Annotated in this window: 21 protein-coding genes; 2 read left to right on the top strand and 19 right to left on the bottom strand. The window is 49.0% G+C overall.

Features of this window, described 5'->3' with window-relative positions; all coding sequences use genetic code 11:
• Positions 1-85 precede the first annotated feature (85 nt).
• From COV46_04190 to COV46_04145, 10 genes are all read right to left on the bottom strand, one after another.
• Complete coding sequence (locus COV46_04190) at positions 86-1,006, bottom strand: dihydroorotate dehydrogenase B catalytic subunit (protein PIR17454.1); 921 nt, start codon at positions 1,004-1,006, stop codon at positions 86-88.
• Between the two features lie 76 nt (positions 1,007-1,082).
• Positions 1,083-1,910, bottom strand: coding sequence for a dihydroorotate dehydrogenase electron transfer subunit (locus COV46_04185; protein PIR17453.1), 828 nt, complete (start codon positions 1,908-1,910; stop codon positions 1,083-1,085).
• Between the two features lie 97 nt (positions 1,911-2,007).
• Positions 2,008-2,460, bottom strand: coding sequence for a ribosomal-protein-alanine N-acetyltransferase (gene rimI / locus COV46_04180; GenBank protein PIR17452.1), 453 nt, complete (start codon positions 2,458-2,460; stop codon positions 2,008-2,010).
• 11 nt (positions 2,461-2,471) lie between these two features.
• Complete coding sequence (locus COV46_04175; protein PIR17451.1) at positions 2,472-3,755, bottom strand: phosphopyruvate hydratase; 1,284 nt, start codon at positions 3,753-3,755, stop codon at positions 2,472-2,474.
• A 37-nt stretch (positions 3,756-3,792) separates the two neighbouring features.
• The gene (locus tag COV46_04170) at positions 3,793-4,722 is read right to left on the bottom strand and encodes a tRNA (adenosine(37)-N6)-dimethylallyltransferase MiaA (GenBank protein ID PIR17450.1); all 930 of its coding nucleotides are present in this window, start codon (positions 4,720-4,722) and stop codon (positions 3,793-3,795) included.
• A gap of 59 nt (positions 4,723-4,781) precedes the next feature.
• On the bottom strand, positions 4,782-5,831 hold the full coding sequence (locus tag COV46_04165; GenBank protein ID PIR17449.1) for a hypothetical protein: 1,050 nt from the start codon (positions 5,829-5,831) through the stop codon (positions 4,782-4,784).
• Between the two features lie 173 nt (positions 5,832-6,004).
• A complete protein-coding gene (gene hpt, locus COV46_04160) occupies positions 6,005-6,520 on the bottom strand; it encodes a hypoxanthine phosphoribosyltransferase (protein ID PIR17448.1) in 516 nt (171 codons plus the stop codon).
• Between the two features lie 3 nt (positions 6,521-6,523).
• A complete protein-coding gene (locus COV46_04155; protein ID PIR17447.1) occupies positions 6,524-7,480 on the bottom strand; it encodes a hypothetical protein in 957 nt (318 codons plus the stop codon).
• 36 nt (positions 7,481-7,516) lie between these two features.
• On the bottom strand, positions 7,517-8,395 hold the full coding sequence (locus tag COV46_04150; GenBank protein ID PIR17446.1) for a hypothetical protein: 879 nt from the start codon (positions 8,393-8,395) through the stop codon (positions 7,517-7,519).
• Positions 8,392-9,060 (bottom strand): hypothetical protein, encoded by a 669-nt coding sequence (locus tag COV46_04145; protein PIR17445.1) that lies wholly within the window; start codon positions 9,058-9,060, stop codon positions 8,392-8,394. Before COV46_04145 ends, COV46_04150 begins: the two co-directional genes overlap by 4 nt.
• 111 nt (positions 9,061-9,171) lie before the next feature.
• On the opposite strand from COV46_04145, the gene COV46_04140 reads away from it, so the two are divergent.
• Positions 9,172-10,146 carry a hypothetical protein gene (locus tag COV46_04140; protein PIR17444.1) on the top strand — a complete coding sequence of 325 codons (975 nt, stop codon included), beginning with the start codon at positions 9,172-9,174 and terminating at the stop codon, positions 10,144-10,146.
• An 11-nt stretch (positions 10,147-10,157) separates the two neighbouring features.
• On the opposite strand, the gene COV46_04135 is transcribed toward COV46_04140, so the two are convergent.
• The 6 genes from COV46_04135 to COV46_04110 form a co-directional block, all read right to left on the bottom strand.
• Positions 10,158-11,798 (bottom strand): NAD+ synthase, encoded by a 1,641-nt coding sequence (locus COV46_04135; GenBank protein PIR17443.1) that lies wholly within the window; start codon positions 11,796-11,798, stop codon positions 10,158-10,160.
• Positions 11,798-12,115 carry an SCP-2 sterol transfer family protein gene (locus tag COV46_04130; GenBank protein ID PIR17442.1) on the bottom strand — a complete coding sequence of 106 codons (318 nt, stop codon included), beginning with the start codon at positions 12,113-12,115 and terminating at the stop codon, positions 11,798-11,800. The genes COV46_04135 and COV46_04130 overlap by 1 nt, the downstream gene beginning before the upstream one ends.
• A complete protein-coding gene (locus COV46_04125; GenBank protein ID PIR17441.1) occupies positions 12,094-12,372 on the bottom strand; it encodes a hypothetical protein in 279 nt (92 codons plus the stop codon). The genes COV46_04130 and COV46_04125 overlap by 22 nt, the downstream gene beginning before the upstream one ends.
• A 74-nt stretch (positions 12,373-12,446) precedes the next feature.
• Complete coding sequence (locus COV46_04120) at positions 12,447-12,830, bottom strand: hypothetical protein (GenBank protein PIR17440.1); 384 nt, start codon at positions 12,828-12,830, stop codon at positions 12,447-12,449.
• Between the two features lie 13 nt (positions 12,831-12,843).
• Positions 12,844-14,592, bottom strand: a complete 1,749-nt coding sequence (locus COV46_04115; GenBank protein ID PIR17439.1) for a long-chain fatty acid--CoA ligase — start codon at positions 14,590-14,592, stop codon at positions 12,844-12,846.
• 77 nt (positions 14,593-14,669) lie between these two features.
• The gene (locus tag COV46_04110) at positions 14,670-15,026 is read right to left on the bottom strand and encodes a YraN family protein (protein ID PIR17438.1); all 357 of its coding nucleotides are present in this window, start codon (positions 15,024-15,026) and stop codon (positions 14,670-14,672) included.
• Positions 15,027-15,104: 78 nt separating this feature from the next.
• On the opposite strand from COV46_04110, the gene rpmB reads away from it, so the two are divergent.
• On the top strand, positions 15,105-15,296 hold the full coding sequence (gene rpmB / locus COV46_04105) for a 50S ribosomal protein L28 (protein ID PIR17437.1): 192 nt from the start codon (positions 15,105-15,107) through the stop codon (positions 15,294-15,296).
• On the opposite strand, the gene COV46_04100 is transcribed toward rpmB, so the two are convergent.
• From COV46_04100 to COV46_04090, 3 genes are read right to left on the bottom strand one after another with little or no spacing between them, the layout of a single operon-like run.
• Complete coding sequence (locus COV46_04100; GenBank protein ID PIR17436.1) at positions 15,293-17,446, bottom strand: GTP pyrophosphokinase; 2,154 nt, start codon at positions 17,444-17,446, stop codon at positions 15,293-15,295. The two genes, rpmB and COV46_04100, sit on opposite strands and share 4 nt — an antisense overlap.
• Positions 17,433-17,987, bottom strand: a complete 555-nt coding sequence (locus tag COV46_04095) for a guanylate kinase (GenBank protein PIR17435.1) — start codon at positions 17,985-17,987, stop codon at positions 17,433-17,435. Before COV46_04095 ends, COV46_04100 begins: the two co-directional genes overlap by 14 nt.
• Positions 17,988-18,002: 15 nt before the next feature.
• The gene (locus COV46_04090; protein ID PIR17434.1) at positions 18,003-18,854 is read right to left on the bottom strand and encodes a YicC family protein; all 852 of its coding nucleotides are present in this window, start codon (positions 18,852-18,854) and stop codon (positions 18,003-18,005) included.
• Between the last annotated feature and the right edge of the window lie 23 nt (positions 18,855-18,877).

Genomic DNA, 18,877 nt, shown 5'->3' with positions numbered 1-18,877 from the left:
GTTTATAAACAGACGATTCACGTCTAATCGCTTCTTCCCGCCATCTTGTCCCGCAAATGACCCACTCAAATCCGCGAAGAGCCTTTTAAGATTTGAGTCCGGCAACCAGTTCGTTGACGTCTTTTATATTATGGGATGAAAGATACCCTTCGAGCTCCATCACAAGGTCAGAGGCGATGGAAGGCCTTACAAAATTGGCGGTACCTACCTGAACGGCGCTGGCGCCGGCTAGGAGAAATTCAACGACATCGGTGATGTTCATTATCCCGCCAATACCGACTATCGGAACCTTCGGAAGCGCTTTTGATACCTGCCACACCATTCTAAGGGCCACCGGCTTGATAGCGGGACCGGAAAGACCGCCGGTGATATTCGCCAGCACAGGGCTTCTATTTTCGGCATCTATCGCCATGCCGGTTATAGTATTGATGAGGGATAGAGAGTCGGCACCGGCATCAACGACCGACTTGGCCATGCCTACCATGTCGTGATAGTTAGGCGAAAGTTTTACCATTAGATGTTTCTTTGCGGCCTTCTTTACTTCCTTTGTTACCTTTGCGGCGAGTTTCGGGTCCGTTCCGAAATGCACCCCTCCGGCCTTGACGTTCGGGCATGAAATGTTGAGCTCAAATCCGCTTATCCCTTCCAACTTATCAAGTGACCTCGCAAGCTCGACATAATCCTCTATCTTCTCACCGAATATATTAACGATAGCGGTGGCGCCGGCTTTTCTAAGATACGGAAGTTTTTCGTTGATGAACACTTCAAGACCGACATTCTGAAGACCTATCGCATTTAACATGCCCGATGCGGTCTCAACAACGCGAGGCGTGGAATTTCCGTGCCGAGGTTTTAGGCTTATCCCCTTTGTAAATAGTGCACCCAACTCGGATATCTTATAAAAATTGTCGTTGAATTCCTCACCATAACCAAAGGTCCCGCTTGCAACGGCGATCGGATTTTTTAGCTCCAGCCTGCCTATTTTCACCTTTAAATTCGGTTTCATTAAAATAGATGTCATTCTGAGCGCCAGCGAAGAATCCACCGAATCTATTTTCGGGGGATTCTTCGGGCTTATGCCCTCAGAATGACACATCCTTGGCACTGAAGACCGGTCCCTCTTTGCACACCTTAACGTAATTTCCCTTTGCATCTTTGACCACACAACCGATACAGGCCCCTATTCCGCACGCCATGTAAGACTCGAGCGAGAGTTGACAATCGATCACCGATGACCGATCACTGATCACTGATGACTTGATGGCCGTCAACATCGCATGTGGACCGCAGGCGTAAATCGTAACTTGTGACCTGTAACTTGTAACTTGTAAGAATTTTTTAAGGATGCCTGTTACGGGACCTTTTTCACCAGTGGAGCCGTCTTCGGTGGAAAGATGCAGTGTGACACCAAGTTCTTTGAACTCATCTATATATAACAGATGGTCGGAGTTCCTTGCGCCGTAGAAAAGGTGGATATCCTTCCCCTTAAGCTTTTCGGCAAGACCCAGTAAAGGTGCGATTCCGTATCCTCCGGCAACTAGGAGTTCCCTCCCCTTTGTAAGGGGAGGGTTAGGATGGGGTAGATCTTCTACCTCCCCTCTCCCCTCCTTACAAAGGAGGGGGAGAGTGAACCCATTTCCAAGCGGGCCCAACACATAGGTCTTGGAACCGACCGGCATTTTAGAAAGGGCATCGGTCCCCTTTCCAACCACCTTGTAGCAGACCTCCAAAACCCCTTCTCTTAGACGCGCTATTCCGAACGGACGGCGCAGAAATGCGCCGCCGCCTTTCACTTCCACCATCACGAATTGTCCGGGGGTAAAATCGTTCCAGCGCGTTTCAAAACCTATTCTAAAATAGTTCCCTTTGAGATGTTCGTTGTAGACTATCTTGGATAACGTATCTTGCATTTGTTCAAACTGTCATTCCTGCGAAAACAGGAATCTCGGGTGTGTCCGCTAGAACCCCGCTTTCGCGGGGGTGACATTCCCTGTTCCTTATACCAAATCAGACCAAATGTAAACACTTCTTCATCGTCAGGGCGTCTTCATTATTGTCCTTATAATATCCCTTTCTGACACCTATCTGCTCAAAACCGAAACTTTTATATAATAATAGCGCGGCAACGTTAGAAGGCCTCACTTCAAGAAAGATAGATATTACGGATGATCTGCCGGCAAGGTCTATCATTTCGTCAAGCATGGCCTTTGCGATACCCCTTTGTCTGAAAGATTCGTCGACCGCTATGGTCAAAAGCTCCATCTCATCGGCACCGATGGAATAAAAGAGATATCCTACAGGTTCGTTGTCCTCTACAGCCACCATGCCGTAGAAAGGCGGAGAGGCCTTTACCATGGTCTGATACATCTCTTTTGAGAATGGCGCAGAAAATGAACGGTCCTCGATATATGAGATACGTTCTACATCGTCAGGCACCACTGGACGGACGTTCACTGTCATAGGAGTGCGCACTATGAACGCGAGAACTTTGCGTAGACGGCCTTACTCCCAAGCTCTTCTTCGATACGAAGGAGCTGGTTGTATTTGGCAATGCGGTCCGAACGGGAAGCACTGCCGGTCTTTATCTGGCCGGCGCCCGTTCCAACCGCAAGATCGGCTATGAAGCTGTCCTCTGTTTCACCGGAGCGGTGAGATATAACTGTTGTATAGCCCGCTTTATGGGCCATATTTATCGTCTCAAGCGTCTCTGTCAGGGAACCTATCTGATTAAGTTTGATAAGAATGGAGTTAGCGACCTTCAAGTCTATCCCCTTTTTAAAGCGTATTGGATTCGTAACGAAGATGTCATCTCCCACTATCTGTATCCTTTTGCCGAGCTCTTCTGTCATCGACTCCCAGCCGTCCCAGTCATCCTCCGCAAGCCCGTCTTCGATGGAGACCACCGGATATTTATCGACCAGCTTCTTATACCATTCGATCATCTCGGCGGAGCTCTTCTGCTGTTTTTCTTCCGCTTCCATTATATATGTACCGTTCTCAAAGAACGAAGACGCTGCGGCATCGATCGCGAAGAAGACGTCCTTGCCGGCCTTGTACCCCGCGGAATTCACCGCCTGCATTATGACGTCAAGGGCTTCCTGATTTGAACGAAGATTCGGCGCAAATCCGCCTTCATCTCCTACGCCCGTATTGTATTTCTTTTCTTTAAGGACCTTCTTGAGGGAATGGAATATCTCGGCGCCCATTCTAATAGCCTCACGGAAAGAAGGTGCTCCTGCAGGCATCACCATCCACTCCTGAATATCGACGTTGTTGTCGGCATGTTCGCCGCCATTTAGAATGTTCATCATGGGGACCGGAAGGGTCATTTCTTTGGTGCCAAAAAGTTCTGCAATATATTTATAAAGAGGGATCTTCTTCTCTATGGCCGCCGCCCTGGCGGCCGCCATGGAAACACCGAGAATGGCGTTAGCGCCGAGCTTGTCCTTGTTCTTGGTGCCGTCCAGATCGATCATGGCCTTATCGAGGGATGCTTGTTCAAGAACCGTCTTGCCTGTCAACGCCTTTGCGATCTCGTTATTAACGTTTGCCACCGCCTTTAGAACGCCCTTGCCGCCGTATCGACCCTTGTCGCCGTCGCGAAGTTCAAGCGCTTCGTGTATTCCTGTCGATGCGCCGGACGGGACCGCTGCGCGGCCAAGAACGCCGTTCTCGGTCGTAACGTCGACCTCTATTGTGGGATTTCCCCGCGAATCGAGTATCTCACGTGCATGGATCGTTTTGATCTTTGACATTGTTATCTCCTTTATTTTTGTCGCGGGCTTACTAACATCAGCCCAAAAAATCCGCTAGGACTTTTTTAATTTCTTTGAGACGTGAATACTCGAACCATTTTATTTCTTTATCCGCCCTGAACCATGTAAGCTGGCGTTTGGCATAATGTCGCGTATTTCGCTTAATTAGTTCTGCAACATCTTCTTCCTTACGCACTTCGACACTTACGCACCCCTCGACTTCGCTCGGGGCAAGCTTACGCACCATTTCTTTATACCCCACCGCCTTCAGCGCCTGAGCATCACTTCCGAATCTTTCGACCAGTCCCCTCACCTCGTCCTCAAGTCCCGCTTTTATCATGCCATCTACACGCTCTTCTACTTTTTTATAAAGTTCTTCCCTTGGAAGAGTGATGCCTATCTTCAGTGCATCGTGTCTTCTCTCTTTGAACTTATGCTCTTTGTGTATCTCGGAAATAGAACGGCCGGTCGAATGGAACACCTCGAGCGCGCGTATCACCCTTGTTGAATCGTTGGCCTTTAATTTAAGAGCGGTCTTTGGATCCTTTTCTGTGAGCAACTTATAAAGATAAGGCGTCCCCTTTTCCCTCCTTATAGCTTCCAATTCTTTTCTATACTCATCATCTCTGGGCGGCGCGTCCGCAAGGCCTTGAATAAGGGCCTTGATATAGAGCCCGGTGCCGCCGACTACTATGGGAAGTTTTCCGCGAGCGACGATATCGGAAATGGCATTATCAGCAAGTGCAACGAACCTTGCGGCATCGAACGATTCGTTCGGTTCTATTATGTCTATTAAATGATGCGGAACATGGGCTCGTTCTTCTTTGGAAGGTTTTGCGGTCCCTATATCAAGGTCCTTATAGACGGCCCCGGAATCGGCCGAAATGATCTCGCCGCCGAACTCTTTAGCAAGCTCTATGCCTATTGATGTTTTACCGGTACCGGTAGGACCGCATATGACGACCATCTTTTGCACGGGCACATTCTTAGGCGCAAAACCGTCTTAAATCAATCATTTTAATGAACCTATATGCCTGGCGTGGGCGTGGCCATCACCACGAAGTCACTCAGATTATCACCGGAATCTTCTTTATCCATGGGCCTCCCAAGGCTTTCTCCCGAAGAAACATCCGGGGCCGGATAACCCTCGCACATGGCGAGACCGTTCTCGGCTGTTTTCACAGCAGTTTCACCGTAGCAGAGGGCATCGATCAACTCACCTTTTGCATTAAGTAGTTGCGCGGCATCGGGCCCATTTTGGGGGTCAAAGTTCGCTAATATGTCAACGTTGACAACGTTAGACGACGTCGTGCTGTTCGTTTTGGTATCGGCTATCACCAAAATGCCGTCAGTCGGGATCTTGCCGCCATTTTGGATGGATATTGAACCGGTTATTTTACCATCGTCACCGTTTATAAAGTTTATCTTATATCCGGAGAGGTTGCCTTCTGGGGTCCCTTTTAGTTCAATGAAAAGGTTGCCGTCGGTATCGCTCCCCTCTGCATCATATAATAGTTCATTAATGACCACGGCCGGGGGTGGAACGGCATTGACAGAAGGCTCTTCAACGTCATCGCTTATTAATGTTTCACTTGATGTATCATCGCTAACATATTCTAAGTCTTGAACATTATCGCTTACATTAAAGCAGAAGACGGAGGTCTCTTTTATCGGGTAGAGGTCCTTGCTTGAAACGCCTCTGGTTATCACAAAGGCGTATTCGCCTGAAGATAGATCACTCTCAGGTCTTATCGTAACGGAGAGCTCATCCTCGGAAATAACCCGCTCCCCTTCCACCCCCTTTACCTTTCCATCCTTGATCTCCTTTTCAAGGATGACCGCGGGCTTCTCTTCATAACCGGCTATAAGGAGTACCGTTTCGGGCCTTACGGTCTCTTTATCTACCTGCCTTGAGAACTTGGCGGTGACAGTCGTCTTGACACCGACCGTACTGTTTGCCTTTGGCGCAACACTTATGACTTGCGGCTGGAGGGAAGATAAAGAAGGCAAAGTTATAAGATCGGTCGAACCGCAGCCGGCAAAGAGGACCATCATTAGTATGATATAAGTTTTCATGCCTGATTAGATAAGCAAGACTCGTGCCAAAAGGAAGTTGGCGGGTTGACGTTAGCAGGTTGTGGAAGAAAACACATTGAAATATAAAAGAATAATTATCCGCAAACTTGCAAACATGGAAACCTGTTAACCTGTTAACTGTTTTCAAAACTGACGGAAATTGGACAACTGAACTATTTTTTGTACACACCGACATAAGGAAGGGACCTGTAGAGGCCTTCGGAATCGAGTCCGTAACCTATGACATATTTGTTTGGGACATCGAATCCGACGTAGTTGACAAGCTCACGCACATGACCGACATCTTTATATAGAAGGCTCGCAACCTTCAACGAGCGCGGTTTCTTTGCATGAATATGTTCAAGGAGATACCGAAGAGTTCTGCCTGTATCGACTATATCCTCTACCAGAAGGACGTCTTGGTCATGGACAGGCTGGGTAAGATCGAACTCCATCCTCACATTGCCTGTAGAAACATCATGGTCGTACGATACAACCCTTAAAAAGTCGCATCTGACGGGCATTTCAAGGTGCTTAACAAGGTCCGACATGAACATGAATGCACCCTTTAGAACACCAACAACAGTAAGTTCTTTGCCGGTCCCATAGTCCTTATTTATCTCGCCGGCAACTTCCAGGACCCTTTTTTGTATAACCTCTTTTGAGTAGAGCGTTTCTATCTTTGGCATAGTTTACCTGAACTTGTCCGCCAAGGCGGCGGTTAATTTATCGCCCACCTCTTTGCAGGCCTTTTCAAGCGCCAGATTGCCGCCTGTTATCGGGTCGATGTGAGGTGCGGCGGCAAACGCTCTGGCGTAGGCAACGCGCGTATTGTTCTTTACGTTAACGGCCTTGCAACTGACATTTGCAAGCACGCTGTTCATATGGGCACTCGTCTTCCCCTGGCTCTTTGCAAGCGCCGTGCACGTTACAACTAGTTCGACATCATTATCGACCACCCTCGCGAGCTTTGAGGCGTTGTCGTTAGAGATGTTGAACAGATTCTCGTCGTAACGATCAAAGACCGGTTTATACTGATAGGCCTTCTTCACCTGGGTCGGGTCCATCGCCATGTCTATGACCGGAAATCCAGCGCCGGAGAATGCGCCCATAACAGAGCCTTCGCAGATATTAAAGTCGGCTTCGGTCATCGCGGCATTTCCCCTCGAAGAATATATCGAACCGTAGAACGAGCGGACCCACGAGCCGTCAACATTCTGCTCCGATGCCATGACCGCAACGCGAGGCTTGCCACCGACACCCGGCTGGATTCCTAGCGCCGCCAGCTGCCCGTTGACCTTTATGTCGTCTACCTCTACCTTGGCGTTCACATAATGGAACTGGGGGTCGTCCATTTCGGAGACTATCTCGTACTTGGTTACGAAATCTTTAAAAGGTGCATAGAGCGCCGGCTGGAGCTTTGCGTAATTGGCATCCGCCGTAGGCCTTGTAACACGCCCTGCAACAAAGACCTCCACAGCCTTTTGGAGAGTGGCTTCAAGGGCCTTCTCTTTTGTCTTTTCCGCATCGTCCGGAATGATGACCGATTTTCCTTCAATGGTAACGACAGATGCAAATGCCGAAAACGAAAGTAAAAGCACGATCGATGACAGTATCACTTTTTTCATATGATTCCCCTTAACGCTCATCCTTCGACAGGCTCAGGATGAGCGGCTGTTATTTTCTCATTCGCTTTTTGGATCCTCTGTTGCACCGCCCTCAGGCGCCTGTGCGGGCGCCGGTGATGAGATGGTCGTCTGCATCGGGAATTTTTGTCTGTAAAGCCCCGCTTCCATCAGGCGCCTCTTGATATCCCCTTCCTTTAAATAAACGGTAAGGTTCGCTTTATAAACATTATCCTCGGCGCCGCCGGACCTGACCTCGTAGTTCTTGGTAAAAGAAGAACAGCGGCTGTAAACTAAACTGTTCAGCTTCGGGTAATTGTCGGTAAGGGTATCCGAATAGAACCATTTGCCCAGAAGCTTTTCGCATGAGCGCTTGATGGCGCGCTGGATAGCTGCGGCCTTTGCCGAAGGTTCGTCGTCTCTCGTTATCACAGAGTTGCCTTCCACGGCCACCGCCACAAGCCCGGGCTCCGGAGCGATGACCTTTGCCTCAACGGTCTTCTTTTCTTCCGCCAGTTTTTTAAGCCTTGCAAGCTCTTCCTTGGCGGCCTTTTTGCCGACCTTAATAGAACGCCATACATTATATAAGGTGGTTCCTTGCGCTTTCACTTTTTCAACATACACATCGACCGGCACCGCCTTGAGCTGAACCTCGCCCGTTGAAATAAAGACATCTTGGGATATCTGTATTTTTTGGAGGTTGGTGTAAGAAGCCAGGTCCATCTTGCCTGAAAAACCAAAGAGCGCCTGAACGGCTTCCGCCATCGCGTTGTCGTAGGCCTCCCGCCTGCCAACATCTTCGCCGCTCGATTTCGAAGAGGTGCCTACGAAATAGTCATACTGCCCGTCTTCCCAGTGGACCTTTTGCGTCCATTTAGGCGGTTTGGCGAATGCCGTTGCCGACACAAGGACCATTGCCAATATTAATATCTTTTTCATTGAATGTTCTCCAGATATTCGATGGCGTACTCTTTATTGTCATCCACATCCACCGGTTTGAAGAACCGGTCCCAAGAGGCGTCTACCTTTTGCTGGAATTCAGGTGAAAGCTTGTTCTTCCCTTCGTACTCTTTCAAGAGCCTGTCGGTATGTTCTTCGAACGCCTTCATCGGCATCACCGCCCTGCTGTAGCAGGTATACTTAACATATGTGTCCGGACCGTTCCTTACGATCTTTTTCTCCCAGAACCTTGTATCTATATATATGCCCTGAAGCATCTCCACCTTGGTCGACTGCGTGGCTATTTGATTCAGCGACTGCTGATCTATCGAGAAACCTTCGGATGAATATTGGAGCTGATTCTCCATGCGGGTGTTGAGCTCGCTCGCAAGTTCCATCTTTGCCTGCAGGTCAGATGCGATCTCGCATCTTGTCGGGGCGCTATCACCTGGGACATCGACCGCACCTGTCACGTAGAAATTCTTGTTCTTCTTGACGTGGGGCTTTTTATAGAAATATTTGGCGGTCGTCCTTGAGCCATAACTGGCCTCGACCACTTTGTCCTTTTTTACCTTATATTTCACGCCACCGGACGTATAGCTTTTGCCACCGCACGCCGAAAGGATAAAAGCCGCGCCAACCATCAACAAAAAGACCTTTTTCATGATAACCCCCTTGATGTTTGTTCCGAACTATTTTGGACATTTAGTAAATTGAGATTGAAATTGCCAGTAAAATATTTTATAAAACCGCAACTTATCAAACGAGGAGAAAAAATGAAAAAGATATTTTCAGTAATAACCCTTACCATCATGGCGCTCACCCTTTCAACCGGGAACAGTTTTGCCGTAAAGCGCGAAAAGAAAAAAGAATTCAAGAAAGAGGAAACGGGGAAGACGTCGCTTAAGAAAGTTGTCGCCGTGGCGGACTTTGATGTCGAAGACATGAGGCTTGGTAGCGACGTTGCCACGAACCTTGGCGACATGCTGGTCGATAAATTGGTCAACACCGGAAAGTTCATCGTCGTCGAGCGCGACCGAAAGGTAATTGACATGACGCTTGCCAGAGCCGCGGAGAGGGAACAGGGGGCAAAACAATCAGGCATGTCGCGAGGCTCCGGCGCCGAGGCCGGCAAGGCGATGGCCGCACAGGCGCTCTTTGTGGGGATGGTAACGGGTACCGGAAAGGGAAGCTCTTTCGGGGGCGGAGGCGGCGGCTGGGGTAGCGGAGGCGCTGGAGGCGGCCTTTTGGGCTTATCATCAAAAAAAGTTTCGCTAATAATCAGATGGTACGACACGACATCTTTGGAAATTAAGGGTTCCAAGGAATGCGCCGGTTCGCAGAGTTCCCTTTCTCTCTTCGGCTTGGGAGGCGCAAGCGGAGGATTTGGCGCGGCCGGAGGAAATTTTAGAAGCACGCTGGCAAAAACTTTCTCACGCGCAATGGATAAATGTGTCGACTGGATAGTCGACAACATGGAAAGACTTCCGTGGGAAGGAAAGGTCATCAGCTCCAAAGGCGGCCGGATATATATGAATGCCGGCGGTTCGGCCGGCGTCAAGGTTGGAGATACTTTCACGGTATATAAGGCAGGGGAAGAGCTGGTCGATCCAGACAGCGGCGCCTCGCTCGGAGTTGAAGAAACGCTTGCAGGTCAGATGCAAATATCTAAGGTAATGCCAAAGTTCTCCATCGGCATGATCACATCAGGCGGAGCATTCAGGCAGGGAGATATTGTAAGGGATAGGTAGGAAGATCGTAATTAATACTTCCACGCAATGGGATGCCTGCGACCGGCGCCGAAGGCCTTGCTGGTCACCTTAAGTCCCGGGGCGGCCTGGCGTCTTTTGTATTCGTTGCGGTCTACCTTTTTGACTATATCCTCAACTATCTTTTTATCAAAACCCTTCTCGATTATCGTCTGCGCGCTTGCATACTCTTCAACGTAGAACTTTAGGATCTTATCCAACACATCGTAAGGAGGAAGAGAATCGGTATCTTTCTGGTCGGGCCTTAACTCCGCCGAAGGCGGCTTTGTGATGGAAGCGTTGGGTATCAGCTCCCTTTCCCTGTTTATATAACGGGCAAGTTCATAAACGCTTCTCTTTGGGACGTCAGAAATGAGGGCCAGACCTCCCGCCATATCGCCGTAAAGCGTGCAGTAACCTACCGCCAGTTCGCTCTTGTTGCCTGTTGAAAGTACGAGGGCGCCTGTCCTGTTCGAAATAGCCATCAGGATATTGCCGCGGATACGGGCCTGGATGTTCTCTTCAGAAGTGCCTAAGTGCTTGAGTGCGTAAGTGCTTGAGTTGAAAACGCTGGACTTAAGATAGGCCTCGTAAATATCGCTTATCGGCACCGTCTCAAAGTTGATGCCAAGATTCTTTGCCAGAGCCTCGGCATCGGTAATGCTCTCTTTGCTTGAGTAGGGAGATGGCATTGCTATTCCCAGAACGTTCTCCGCACCAAGAGCATCCCTTGCAAGCGCCGCAACTATGCACGAATCGATACCTCCCGAAAGGCCCACTACCGCGCTTTTGAAGTGGCACTTTGCAGCGTAATCTTTAAGCCCGAGCCTTAATGCCTTATAAAGCTCCTCCACCTCGGGCATCCTTGGCCTTATCTGAAGCGGCGTCATCTTTTCGGTGTCTACAACATGGAAGTCCTCGACGAACGCCCTACACTCATGGACTATCTCGCCCTTACCGCTGACAACAATGGACCTGCCGTCAAAGACGAGCTCGTCGTTGCCGCCCACGGCGTTCACATATATAATTGGTGTCGCGTGCCTGGTAGCCGTCTGCGTCAGAAGCGATTCGCGAAGCTGCATCTTGCCTACCCAGAAGGGGGACTGCGAAATGTTTATTATGATCTCCGCACCGCTTTTAACAAGGGTCTCTACGGGATCATAGTTATAAAGTTTCCTTCCGCCGATATTCACGGTGCTCCAGACGTCTTCACATATCGTGATGCCGATCTTGAGGCCATTGTGGCTTAGGACCTTATGGTTCATGTCCGGCTCAAAGTGCCGCGATTCTTCAAAGACGTCGTAAGTGGGAAGCAGCGCCTTATGCTGGACGAACTTTATCTTTCCTTCCTCGACGAACGCTGCAGAGTTATAAAGACCCTTCCCTGTCGAACGCTCGTTCATCGACACAAAACCCAAGATAGCGGCGATGCCGTTGCATTCCAGAGAGACGCGTTCGACCGCTTCCATGTTCTTCATCACAAAATACGGCTTTTCCAAAAGATCGCGAGGGGGATAGCCGGTGGTCACCATTTCCGGAAAGACCACAAGAGCTGCACCTTCGGCCTTTGCCTTTTTGACGGCCGCGATCATTTTCGCGGTGTTCCCCCCAAAATCGCCTATGGTGCTGTTAACTTGTGCGATCGCTATTTTCATTAGAATAAGTTCCCTAATTTCATCGCAAGGCCCATATCGCCCTTCACCTTTATCTTGCCCGAAAAGAACGCAGAGGCGGGGTCCAGCTCCTTTTTATAAAGCGCGACAAAGTCCGCATCTGACATTGTGACGACAAGTTTTGCGCCGCCCTTTGAGCCGTTCGAGACGATCCCTCCCTTGGTGCAGTCTATAGTCCATACACCGCCGTTGTCGCCCTTGATATCAAGCTCAACGACAGCATTGACGGCTCCCGCCTTCTTTGGCTTCGCCTTCAGTTTGGAGGCTATCTCTTTTTCTATGATCTCTTTTGGCGACATGTTTTATATCTTTGAATAAGAACCGCGACCCATTTATATATCATCCAACCGGCAACAACGACCCCCAGCGGATGAAACTTCAGACTTTCGATAAAATGACCGTGAAGCAGGACCGACACGGACCTCACGATACCGCAACCCGGGCAATCAAGACCCGTACCTATCTTTATGGCACACCACGGGAGGTCATGCCCCGGAATGTATGGATACAAATAGGCCAACGCGAGCAATATGGGAACGGCTATTAGGAACCTCATAGGTCATCAATCATCAATTATCGGTATTGGCGCCCTAAAAACTGACCACTGATTACCGATCACCGGTAACTGAATTATATTCCGGCCTTCTTCGCCGCGATATCCCCGATATAATGGATCTTCCATCTCTCGCCCTGATAAGCCTTGATAAGGCATACGATCCAGATCACAAAGGCGGCGAGACCTACGATGGGCACAAAGAATCCGACTATTATTCCAAGTATGCTCCAGATAGCGCCGAGTATGGCTGCCAATATCTGTAGGGCCAGTATGAAAAGTATATACCCCACACCGAATATCGTCCCCTGCCATGCGTGGAACTTGATGTCCACGTTCTCTTTTTCAACAAGAACAAAGACGATGCTCGTGATAGGCATGCAGATGTAGGAAAGAAGGCTTGCAATATTAGGTGTCAGCCCCGTTCCCTGACCCGGCGTTCCTTGCGGTGTTCCGTTCATATTTCCCCCTTATTCAGTTATATAACTCTTCCACTATAGCCTTATAATTATCTTCGATGACCTTGCGCCTCACCTTCATGGTCGGCGTAAGCTCTCCCGTTTCTATCGTAAAATCGCGGTCAAGTATAGCAAATTTTTTGATGGTCTCGAACTGCGAAAGCTCCCTGTTCTTTTCATCAATAACGCCGGATATAAGGTCCTTTATCTCGCGGCTCCTGACCAGCTCCTGCGGACTCCTGTAGGTTATCATCTTCTTATCGGCATATTTTTTGACGGCGTCGATATTGACGGAAATCATGGCCGAAACGTATTTGCGCCTGTCACCCAATATCACCGCGTGGTTGATGTAAGGGCTCTCCTGAAGTTTGGACTCTATCGCCTGTGGGGCGATGTTCTTGCCCCCGGCTGTTATTATCATGTTCTTTTTTCTGTCGGTGATGCGAAGGAACCCGTCCTTTGTGAATTCACCGATATCGCCGGTGCTGAACCATCCGTCGGACATAAAGGCTTCCTTGGTCTCGTTATCTAACTTATGGTAACCTTTAAAAAGCACATCTCCCCTGATGAGTATCTCGCCGTCCGGGGCGATCTTTATGTCCACACCGTCTATGGGCTTGCCAACGGTGCCCAGCCTGAAGTCGTCCAACCTGTTCACTGTTGCGGCGGCGAACGTTTCGGTCAATCCGTAGCCTTCGAGTATCAGAAGGCCGGCGCCGTGAAAAAACTTTGAAAGATCCGCCGACAGAGGAGCTCCGCCGGAGACGATGAACTTTATCCTGCCGCCAAGGGCCGCCTGCAACCTTCTAAATATGAGCATTTCGGCAAGCTTGCTCTTGAACTTAAGTTTCAGAGATATCTTTTCACCGCGTATTATTGCCAAGCTTCGCGCATGACCAATGGACACGGCGCGCCCGAAGATGAGCCTCATTATCTTTCCGGAATGTATCACCTTGTCGTGGAGCCTGTCATAGATCTTCTCTATGAAACGCGGAACGACAACTACCATGTGGGGCCTTACTTCGATGAGGTTCTCCGGGACCTTTTCAACGGACTCCGCATAGGCCGACTCGCACCCGTGCGCAAGCTGGAAGAACTGGACTGCGCGTGCAAGGACGTGGGCAAGTGGCAGCACCGTGAACATCGTGTCGCCCACATCGATCTTGAAAACTCCCATGAGTCCCTTCACCTCTGCAACTATGTTCGCATGCGTTATTATAACGCCCTTCTGCCTGCCCGTGGTACCTGATGTATAGATTATAGATGCAACATCATCTGCATTATATACTACCTTGGGATCTCTCTTCCCCTCTCCAAGGACTGACAGAGAGTTAAGCGTCAGGGCATTGTGATCGCCCCCTTCTATCAATATAACGCTCCTTAGCTCCGGAAGTTCTCTGCGAACGCGTTCTATCTTTTTAAGCAGGGCATGATTCTCAACAAAAAGGATCTTCACCGCAGAATCTTTCAAGATGTATACGATCTGATCGGCCGAAAGGCTCGGGTAGACGGGGATCACCACACCTCCAGCGAAAAGTATCGCAAGGTCAATGAGCGTCCATTCGACCCTTGTGGCGGATATTATGCCTACGCCGTCACCCTTTTGTACACCCAGTGAGGCAAGGCCCCTGCAGAGCGAACTTGAGGTCAAGGAAACGTCGTTCCAGCTTAAATGTACCCATTTACCGTCTCGCTTATGCCATAGGCACGCCCTGTCACCGTACTTCTCAACATTCGCCTGAAATAGGTCTAATATTGTTCGCATACAGATTTTATTCCTCGAGCTTGTTGAGAAGACAAGCCTATTTTCTCGACTTCTCCCGAAAAATAAGCGGCGTCATCCTAATTTATCTCAAACGCATCTTCTATAAACTCGACCTTCGGTTCATCTTTCGACATATCTACACCAATAGCGCTCAAGTGGCAACAGGCGTCTATCCTATTTTTGGCCAGATAGAGCTTTGCGGCCTTGATTATTCTCTTCTGCTTAAATGGAGTGATGGCCTCTAAAGGGTTTCCAAAAGTGTCGGACCAGCGAGTCTTTACCTCTATAAAATAAATTTCTCCGCCCTTTTTAGCTATAAGATCTATCTCGCCTGTATTACACCTGAAACCATGTTCCAAAACGCTATATCCTTGATCCATAAGGTGTTTTTTGGCTATCTCTTCACCCTCTATGCCTTTGAAACGATTATTCATTAGACCCTTGCAAAAAGAGAACCCCTATGCTAGGAGTCCCCCTCCGTTTTAATACATATTTAGAGGAGGGATTTAACCATGTCACGTTCATGCGAAATTTGCGGTAAAGGGACATTAGTCGGAAACAACGTTTCACATTCGAATAACCGCACCAAAAAACGTTTATTTCCCAACCTTCAGACGCAAAAGGTGATACTAAAAGGCCGTGTAAAAAGGATCAACGTCTGCACCCGTTGCATTCGTTCGGGCGCAATTCAAAAAGCGGCCTAAGTTCTCATCCTTTCCACCGAAATAACACCCTTTAACTTTTCAAGAGCATGGATCACGCTTCTAAGCTCGTCCGTATTCTTGATCTCTATGTCGAAAACGTTTATGGCCTTTTTGTCTTCCATCGTCCTGACCTCGGCCTGTGTTATGTTCACACCCTCTTCCGTTATCGCCTCGGTCATATTGGCAAGAATACCCTGCCTGTCCACGCAAATAACCCTTATCTTGGCTATTCTTGATGTCTCGCTTGAGGAGTCCCATTCAACCTGAACGAGGCGCTCGGGATCGGCCGAGAGCATCTTCTGACAATCGCGAATGTGGACGCTAACGCCCTTTCCGTGCGTAACGTAACCTATGATGCTGTCACCGGGGACGGGATTACAACACTTGCCATAGGTAACGAGGACATCACTTAAGCCCCCCACCTTAACGAGGCCTTTTTGCCTCTTTGTGATCTTACCGACCACCTTCTGCCAGATGGTCTCTTTCTTTTGCGTCTCCGGAAGGTTAAGCTGTTCCTTGGGAACTAGATGCAAAATGACCTGATGCGCCGAAAGCCTGCCATAGCCTATCGAGACGAACATAGAGGCCGGCTCTTTTATATGCATCTCCCTTAAGTACTTCTCCATCTCGTCGCTCTTAAGTATCCTGGAACTGCTAAGACCATGCTTGGCGCACTCTTTTTCAAAGATCTCTTTTCCTATATCAACACCGTGTTCGTGTTCTTCCTGCCTTATATACTGTCTTATCTTCGCCTTGGCCTTTGATGTCTTTACGAACTGAAGCCAGTCCTTGTTCGGCTTTCTACCCTTTTGCGTGATTACCTCTACGGTGTCGCCGCTTCTAAGCGCATATTTGAGCGGAACTATCTTACCGCTCACCTTGGCCCCAATGCAGTTATTGCCCACATCGCTGTGAACGCTATATGCAAAATCCACAGGGGTAGATCCGCGGGGGAGCTCCATCAAGGCCCCCTTTGGTGTGAAGACGTAGACATCTTCCGAAAAGAGATCGAGCTTGACGGTGTCGAGGAACTCGGCAGGGTCCGAAAGCTCCTTCTGCCATTCAAGAAGGCGCCTTATCCACTTGAACTTCATCTCATCCTTCTCGTCAAAGATGCGCCCCTCTTTATATTTCCAGTGGGCGGCGATACCGCGCTCGGCGACATCGTGCATCTCACGGGTCCTTATCTGAAACTCTATTCTCTCCCCGTGGGGCCCGATGACCGTTGTGTGGAGCGACTGATAGTTATTTCCCTTGGGCATCGCTATGTAATCTTTGAACCGGCCGGGTACAGGCCGCCACATGCCGTGTAGAACGCCCAGCGCTTCGTAACACTGGGGCAGAGAGTCGACCACTATCCTGAACGCTATTATGTCGTAGACCTCGTCAAAGGGGATGTTCTGCGCCTCCATCTTGCGGTGGATGCTGTAATAATGCTTGATGCGGCCGCTTATCTCGCATTTAACGCTGTTATCCGCCATCTTCTTCTTAACGAAGTCAAGGACGTCATCGATGTATTTTTCGCGTTTGCTTTTGCGTTCGACTATCTTCTCATCGATCACCTTATAGATCTCCGGGTTCATGTATTTAAAAGAGAGATCTTCAAGCTCCGTTTTTATCTTTTGGATACCGAGGCGGTTCGCTATGGGGGCGTAGATATCCATCGTCTCCTTGGCTATTTCCACCCTCTTCCCCTCGGGCATAAATTCGAGCGTACGCATGTTGTGAAGCCGGTCAGCAAGCTTGATGAGAATGACGCGAATATCCTTCGCCATCGCCATGATCATCTTGCGAAAATTCTCCGCCTGCTTCTCTTCGCTCGTGGTGAACTTGATCTTGGAAAGTTTTGTGACACCGTCTACCAAGTTCCTTACCTCCTCCCCGAAAAGCTGCTCTATCTCTTCAAGAGTGGTAACGGTGTCTTCAACCGTGTCGTGAAGGAGGGCCGTGACTATAGAAGGCACATCAAGGCGCATCTCGGCCAGGACACCTGCGGTCTCCAGCGGATGTATCAGATAAGGCTCGCCGGACCTTCTGGTCTGGCCCTGATGGACCTTTGCCGCAAAGACGTATGCCTTCTTTATGGAATCGAGGTCGGCGCCGGAATTGTAGGCGCTTACTGTGTCTAATATGTCGTTAAGCCTTAGCATCTAAGATATCTCTTATCCTCTTCACCGCATCTTCCACATCATCGTTCACTATCTGTATATCATACTCATCTTTCTTCTTCATCTCTCTTTTGGCATTTGCTATCCTTTTTGCAAGGACCTCTTCGGTGTCCGTACCGCGCCCTTTGAGCCTTTTTACCAGTTCATCGTGCGATGGAGGAAGGACAAATATCGTAACTGCGTCCTTAAATATCTTCTTTACTGACGCCGCCCCCTGAACGTCGATGTCTAAAATAACCTTTTTCCCTTCTTCAAGCCATTTATTTATCTGCTCCTTTGGCGTTCCGTAATAAGTGTCGTGCACAAGCGCCCATTCAACAAGCTCGCCGGCATCTTTCATCTTAAGGAATTCTTCTTTGGTGACGAAAAGATAATCAACGCCGTCCTTTTCGTTAACACGGGGTGACCTTGTGGTTGCGGAGACAGACAGCTTAAGGGCCGGTTCGAGTGAGATCAGGCGTTTTATTATTGTGGTCTTTCCGGCACCGGAAGGGGCAGAGATAACAAATAATTTGCCAGTCATAGGGTTTCAAACTTATTATTCTACGTTCTGAACCTGTTCACGCAGCTTTTCAAGTTCCGCTTTGGCTTCAACGACCAAAGACGACATGGACCCGTCGGAAGCCTTGCTTCCGAGCGTGTTTATCTCCCTGTGCATCTCCTGAAGCAGGAAGTCTATCTGACGGCCCACGGCCCCCCTCTTCTCTATCAGAGACCTGTATTGGCTTATGTGCGACTTGAGCCTTATCAGCTCTTCAGTGACATCAAGCTTATCAGAAAGATTTGATATCTCGGCATCGGAGGCAACGCCGTCTCTGATATGTTCGTTCACTCTTTTCTTGTATTCGTTAAGCCTTATTCCGCACCTTTTTTCGATCATGGAAACAATCCTTGAAAAGTCGTTAAGACGCTTTAGCTGGTCGCGCTTAAGAGCGGCCCCTTCTGCAATGCGCATGGAATCATATTTTCTGACGGCGGTAATGATGACCTTTTCTATCTGCCGCCAGAGGCTGTGCATATCAAGCGGCCTCTCTTTTACGGTGACCAGTTCCTTCAGGTCTACCACCTCAAGGAGGTGCGAAGAGGTCTTCATCCCTAGCATCTGGGTTATCTCCCCAAGGCACTTCTTATACTGTCTGACAAGGGCCTGATTGACACTCAGTTCTACCGTCTCACCAAGGTGCACACGTTCTTTAACAAATACTTCAATTTTGCCTCGTATCACATTGTTTTGAATGATTGTTTTTATCTTAGGTTCTAGTGGATACATGCTGAAGGGAAGCTTACAGTTTATGTCCAAAAAACGGCTGTTAACGGACCTTATCTCTGCAAAAAGGAGCCCCCTTCCTACCTTCCCTTCCGAGGAACCATAACCGGTCATGCTTTTCATATTATTAATTGGGGGTTCTGCTC

This window comes from Deltaproteobacteria bacterium CG11_big_fil_rev_8_21_14_0_20_49_13 (assembly GCA_002796305.1).
Taxonomy (GTDB): Bacteria; UBA10199; UBA10199.
Note: the sequence above shows the minus strand (reverse complement) of the source record. Positions and strands in the feature narration are given on the sequence as shown.

Coding starts and splice junctions, on each gene's coding strand:
- COV46_04190 (PIR17454.1), bottom strand. CDS start 1,006: ATGAAACCGAATTTAAAGGTGAAAATAGGCAGGCTGGAGCTAAAAAAT.
- COV46_04185 (PIR17453.1), bottom strand. CDS start 1,910: ATGCAAGATACGTTATCCAAGATAGTCTACAACGAACATCTCAAAGGG.
- rimI (PIR17452.1), bottom strand. CDS start 2,460: ATGACAGTGAACGTCCGTCCAGTGGTGCCTGACGATGTAGAACGTATC.
- COV46_04175 (PIR17451.1), bottom strand. CDS start 3,755: ATGTCAAAGATCAAAACGATCCATGCACGTGAGATACTCGATTCGCGG.
- COV46_04170 (PIR17450.1), bottom strand. CDS start 4,722: ATGGTCGTCATATGCGGTCCTACCGGTACCGGTAAAACATCAATAGGC.
- COV46_04165 (PIR17449.1), bottom strand. CDS start 5,831: ATGAAAACTTATATCATACTAATGATGGTCCTCTTTGCCGGCTGCGGT.
- hpt (PIR17448.1), bottom strand. CDS start 6,520: ATGCCAAAGATAGAAACGCTCTACTCAAAAGAGGTTATACAAAAAAGG.
- COV46_04155 (PIR17447.1), bottom strand. CDS start 7,480: ATGAGCGTTAAGGGGAATCATATGAAAAAAGTGATACTGTCATCGATC.
- COV46_04150 (PIR17446.1), bottom strand. CDS start 8,395: ATGAAAAAGATATTAATATTGGCAATGGTCCTTGTGTCGGCAACGGCA.
- COV46_04145 (PIR17445.1), bottom strand. CDS start 9,060: ATGAAAAAGGTCTTTTTGTTGATGGTTGGCGCGGCTTTTATCCTTTCG.
- COV46_04140 (PIR17444.1), top strand. CDS start 9,172: ATGAAAAAGATATTTTCAGTAATAACCCTTACCATCATGGCGCTCACC.
- COV46_04135 (PIR17443.1), bottom strand. CDS start 11,798: ATGAAAATAGCGATCGCACAAGTTAACAGCACCATAGGCGATTTTGGG.
- COV46_04130 (PIR17442.1), bottom strand. CDS start 12,115: ATGTCGCCAAAAGAGATCATAGAAAAAGAGATAGCCTCCAAACTGAAG.
- COV46_04125 (PIR17441.1), bottom strand. CDS start 12,372: ATGAGGTTCCTAATAGCCGTTCCCATATTGCTCGCGTTGGCCTATTTG.
- COV46_04120 (PIR17440.1), bottom strand. CDS start 12,830: ATGAACGGAACACCGCAAGGAACGCCGGGTCAGGGAACGGGGCTGACA.
- COV46_04115 (PIR17439.1), bottom strand. CDS start 14,592: ATGCGAACAATATTAGACCTATTTCAGGCGAATGTTGAGAAGTACGGT.
- COV46_04110 (PIR17438.1), bottom strand. CDS start 15,026: ATGAATAATCGTTTCAAAGGCATAGAGGGTGAAGAGATAGCCAAAAAA.
- rpmB (PIR17437.1), top strand. CDS start 15,105: ATGTCACGTTCATGCGAAATTTGCGGTAAAGGGACATTAGTCGGAAAC.
- COV46_04100 (PIR17436.1), bottom strand. CDS start 17,446: ATGCTAAGGCTTAACGACATATTAGACACAGTAAGCGCCTACAATTCC.
- COV46_04095 (PIR17435.1), bottom strand. CDS start 17,987: ATGACTGGCAAATTATTTGTTATCTCTGCCCCTTCCGGTGCCGGAAAG.
- COV46_04090 (PIR17434.1), bottom strand. CDS start 18,854: ATGAAAAGCATGACCGGTTATGGTTCCTCGGAAGGGAAGGTAGGAAGG.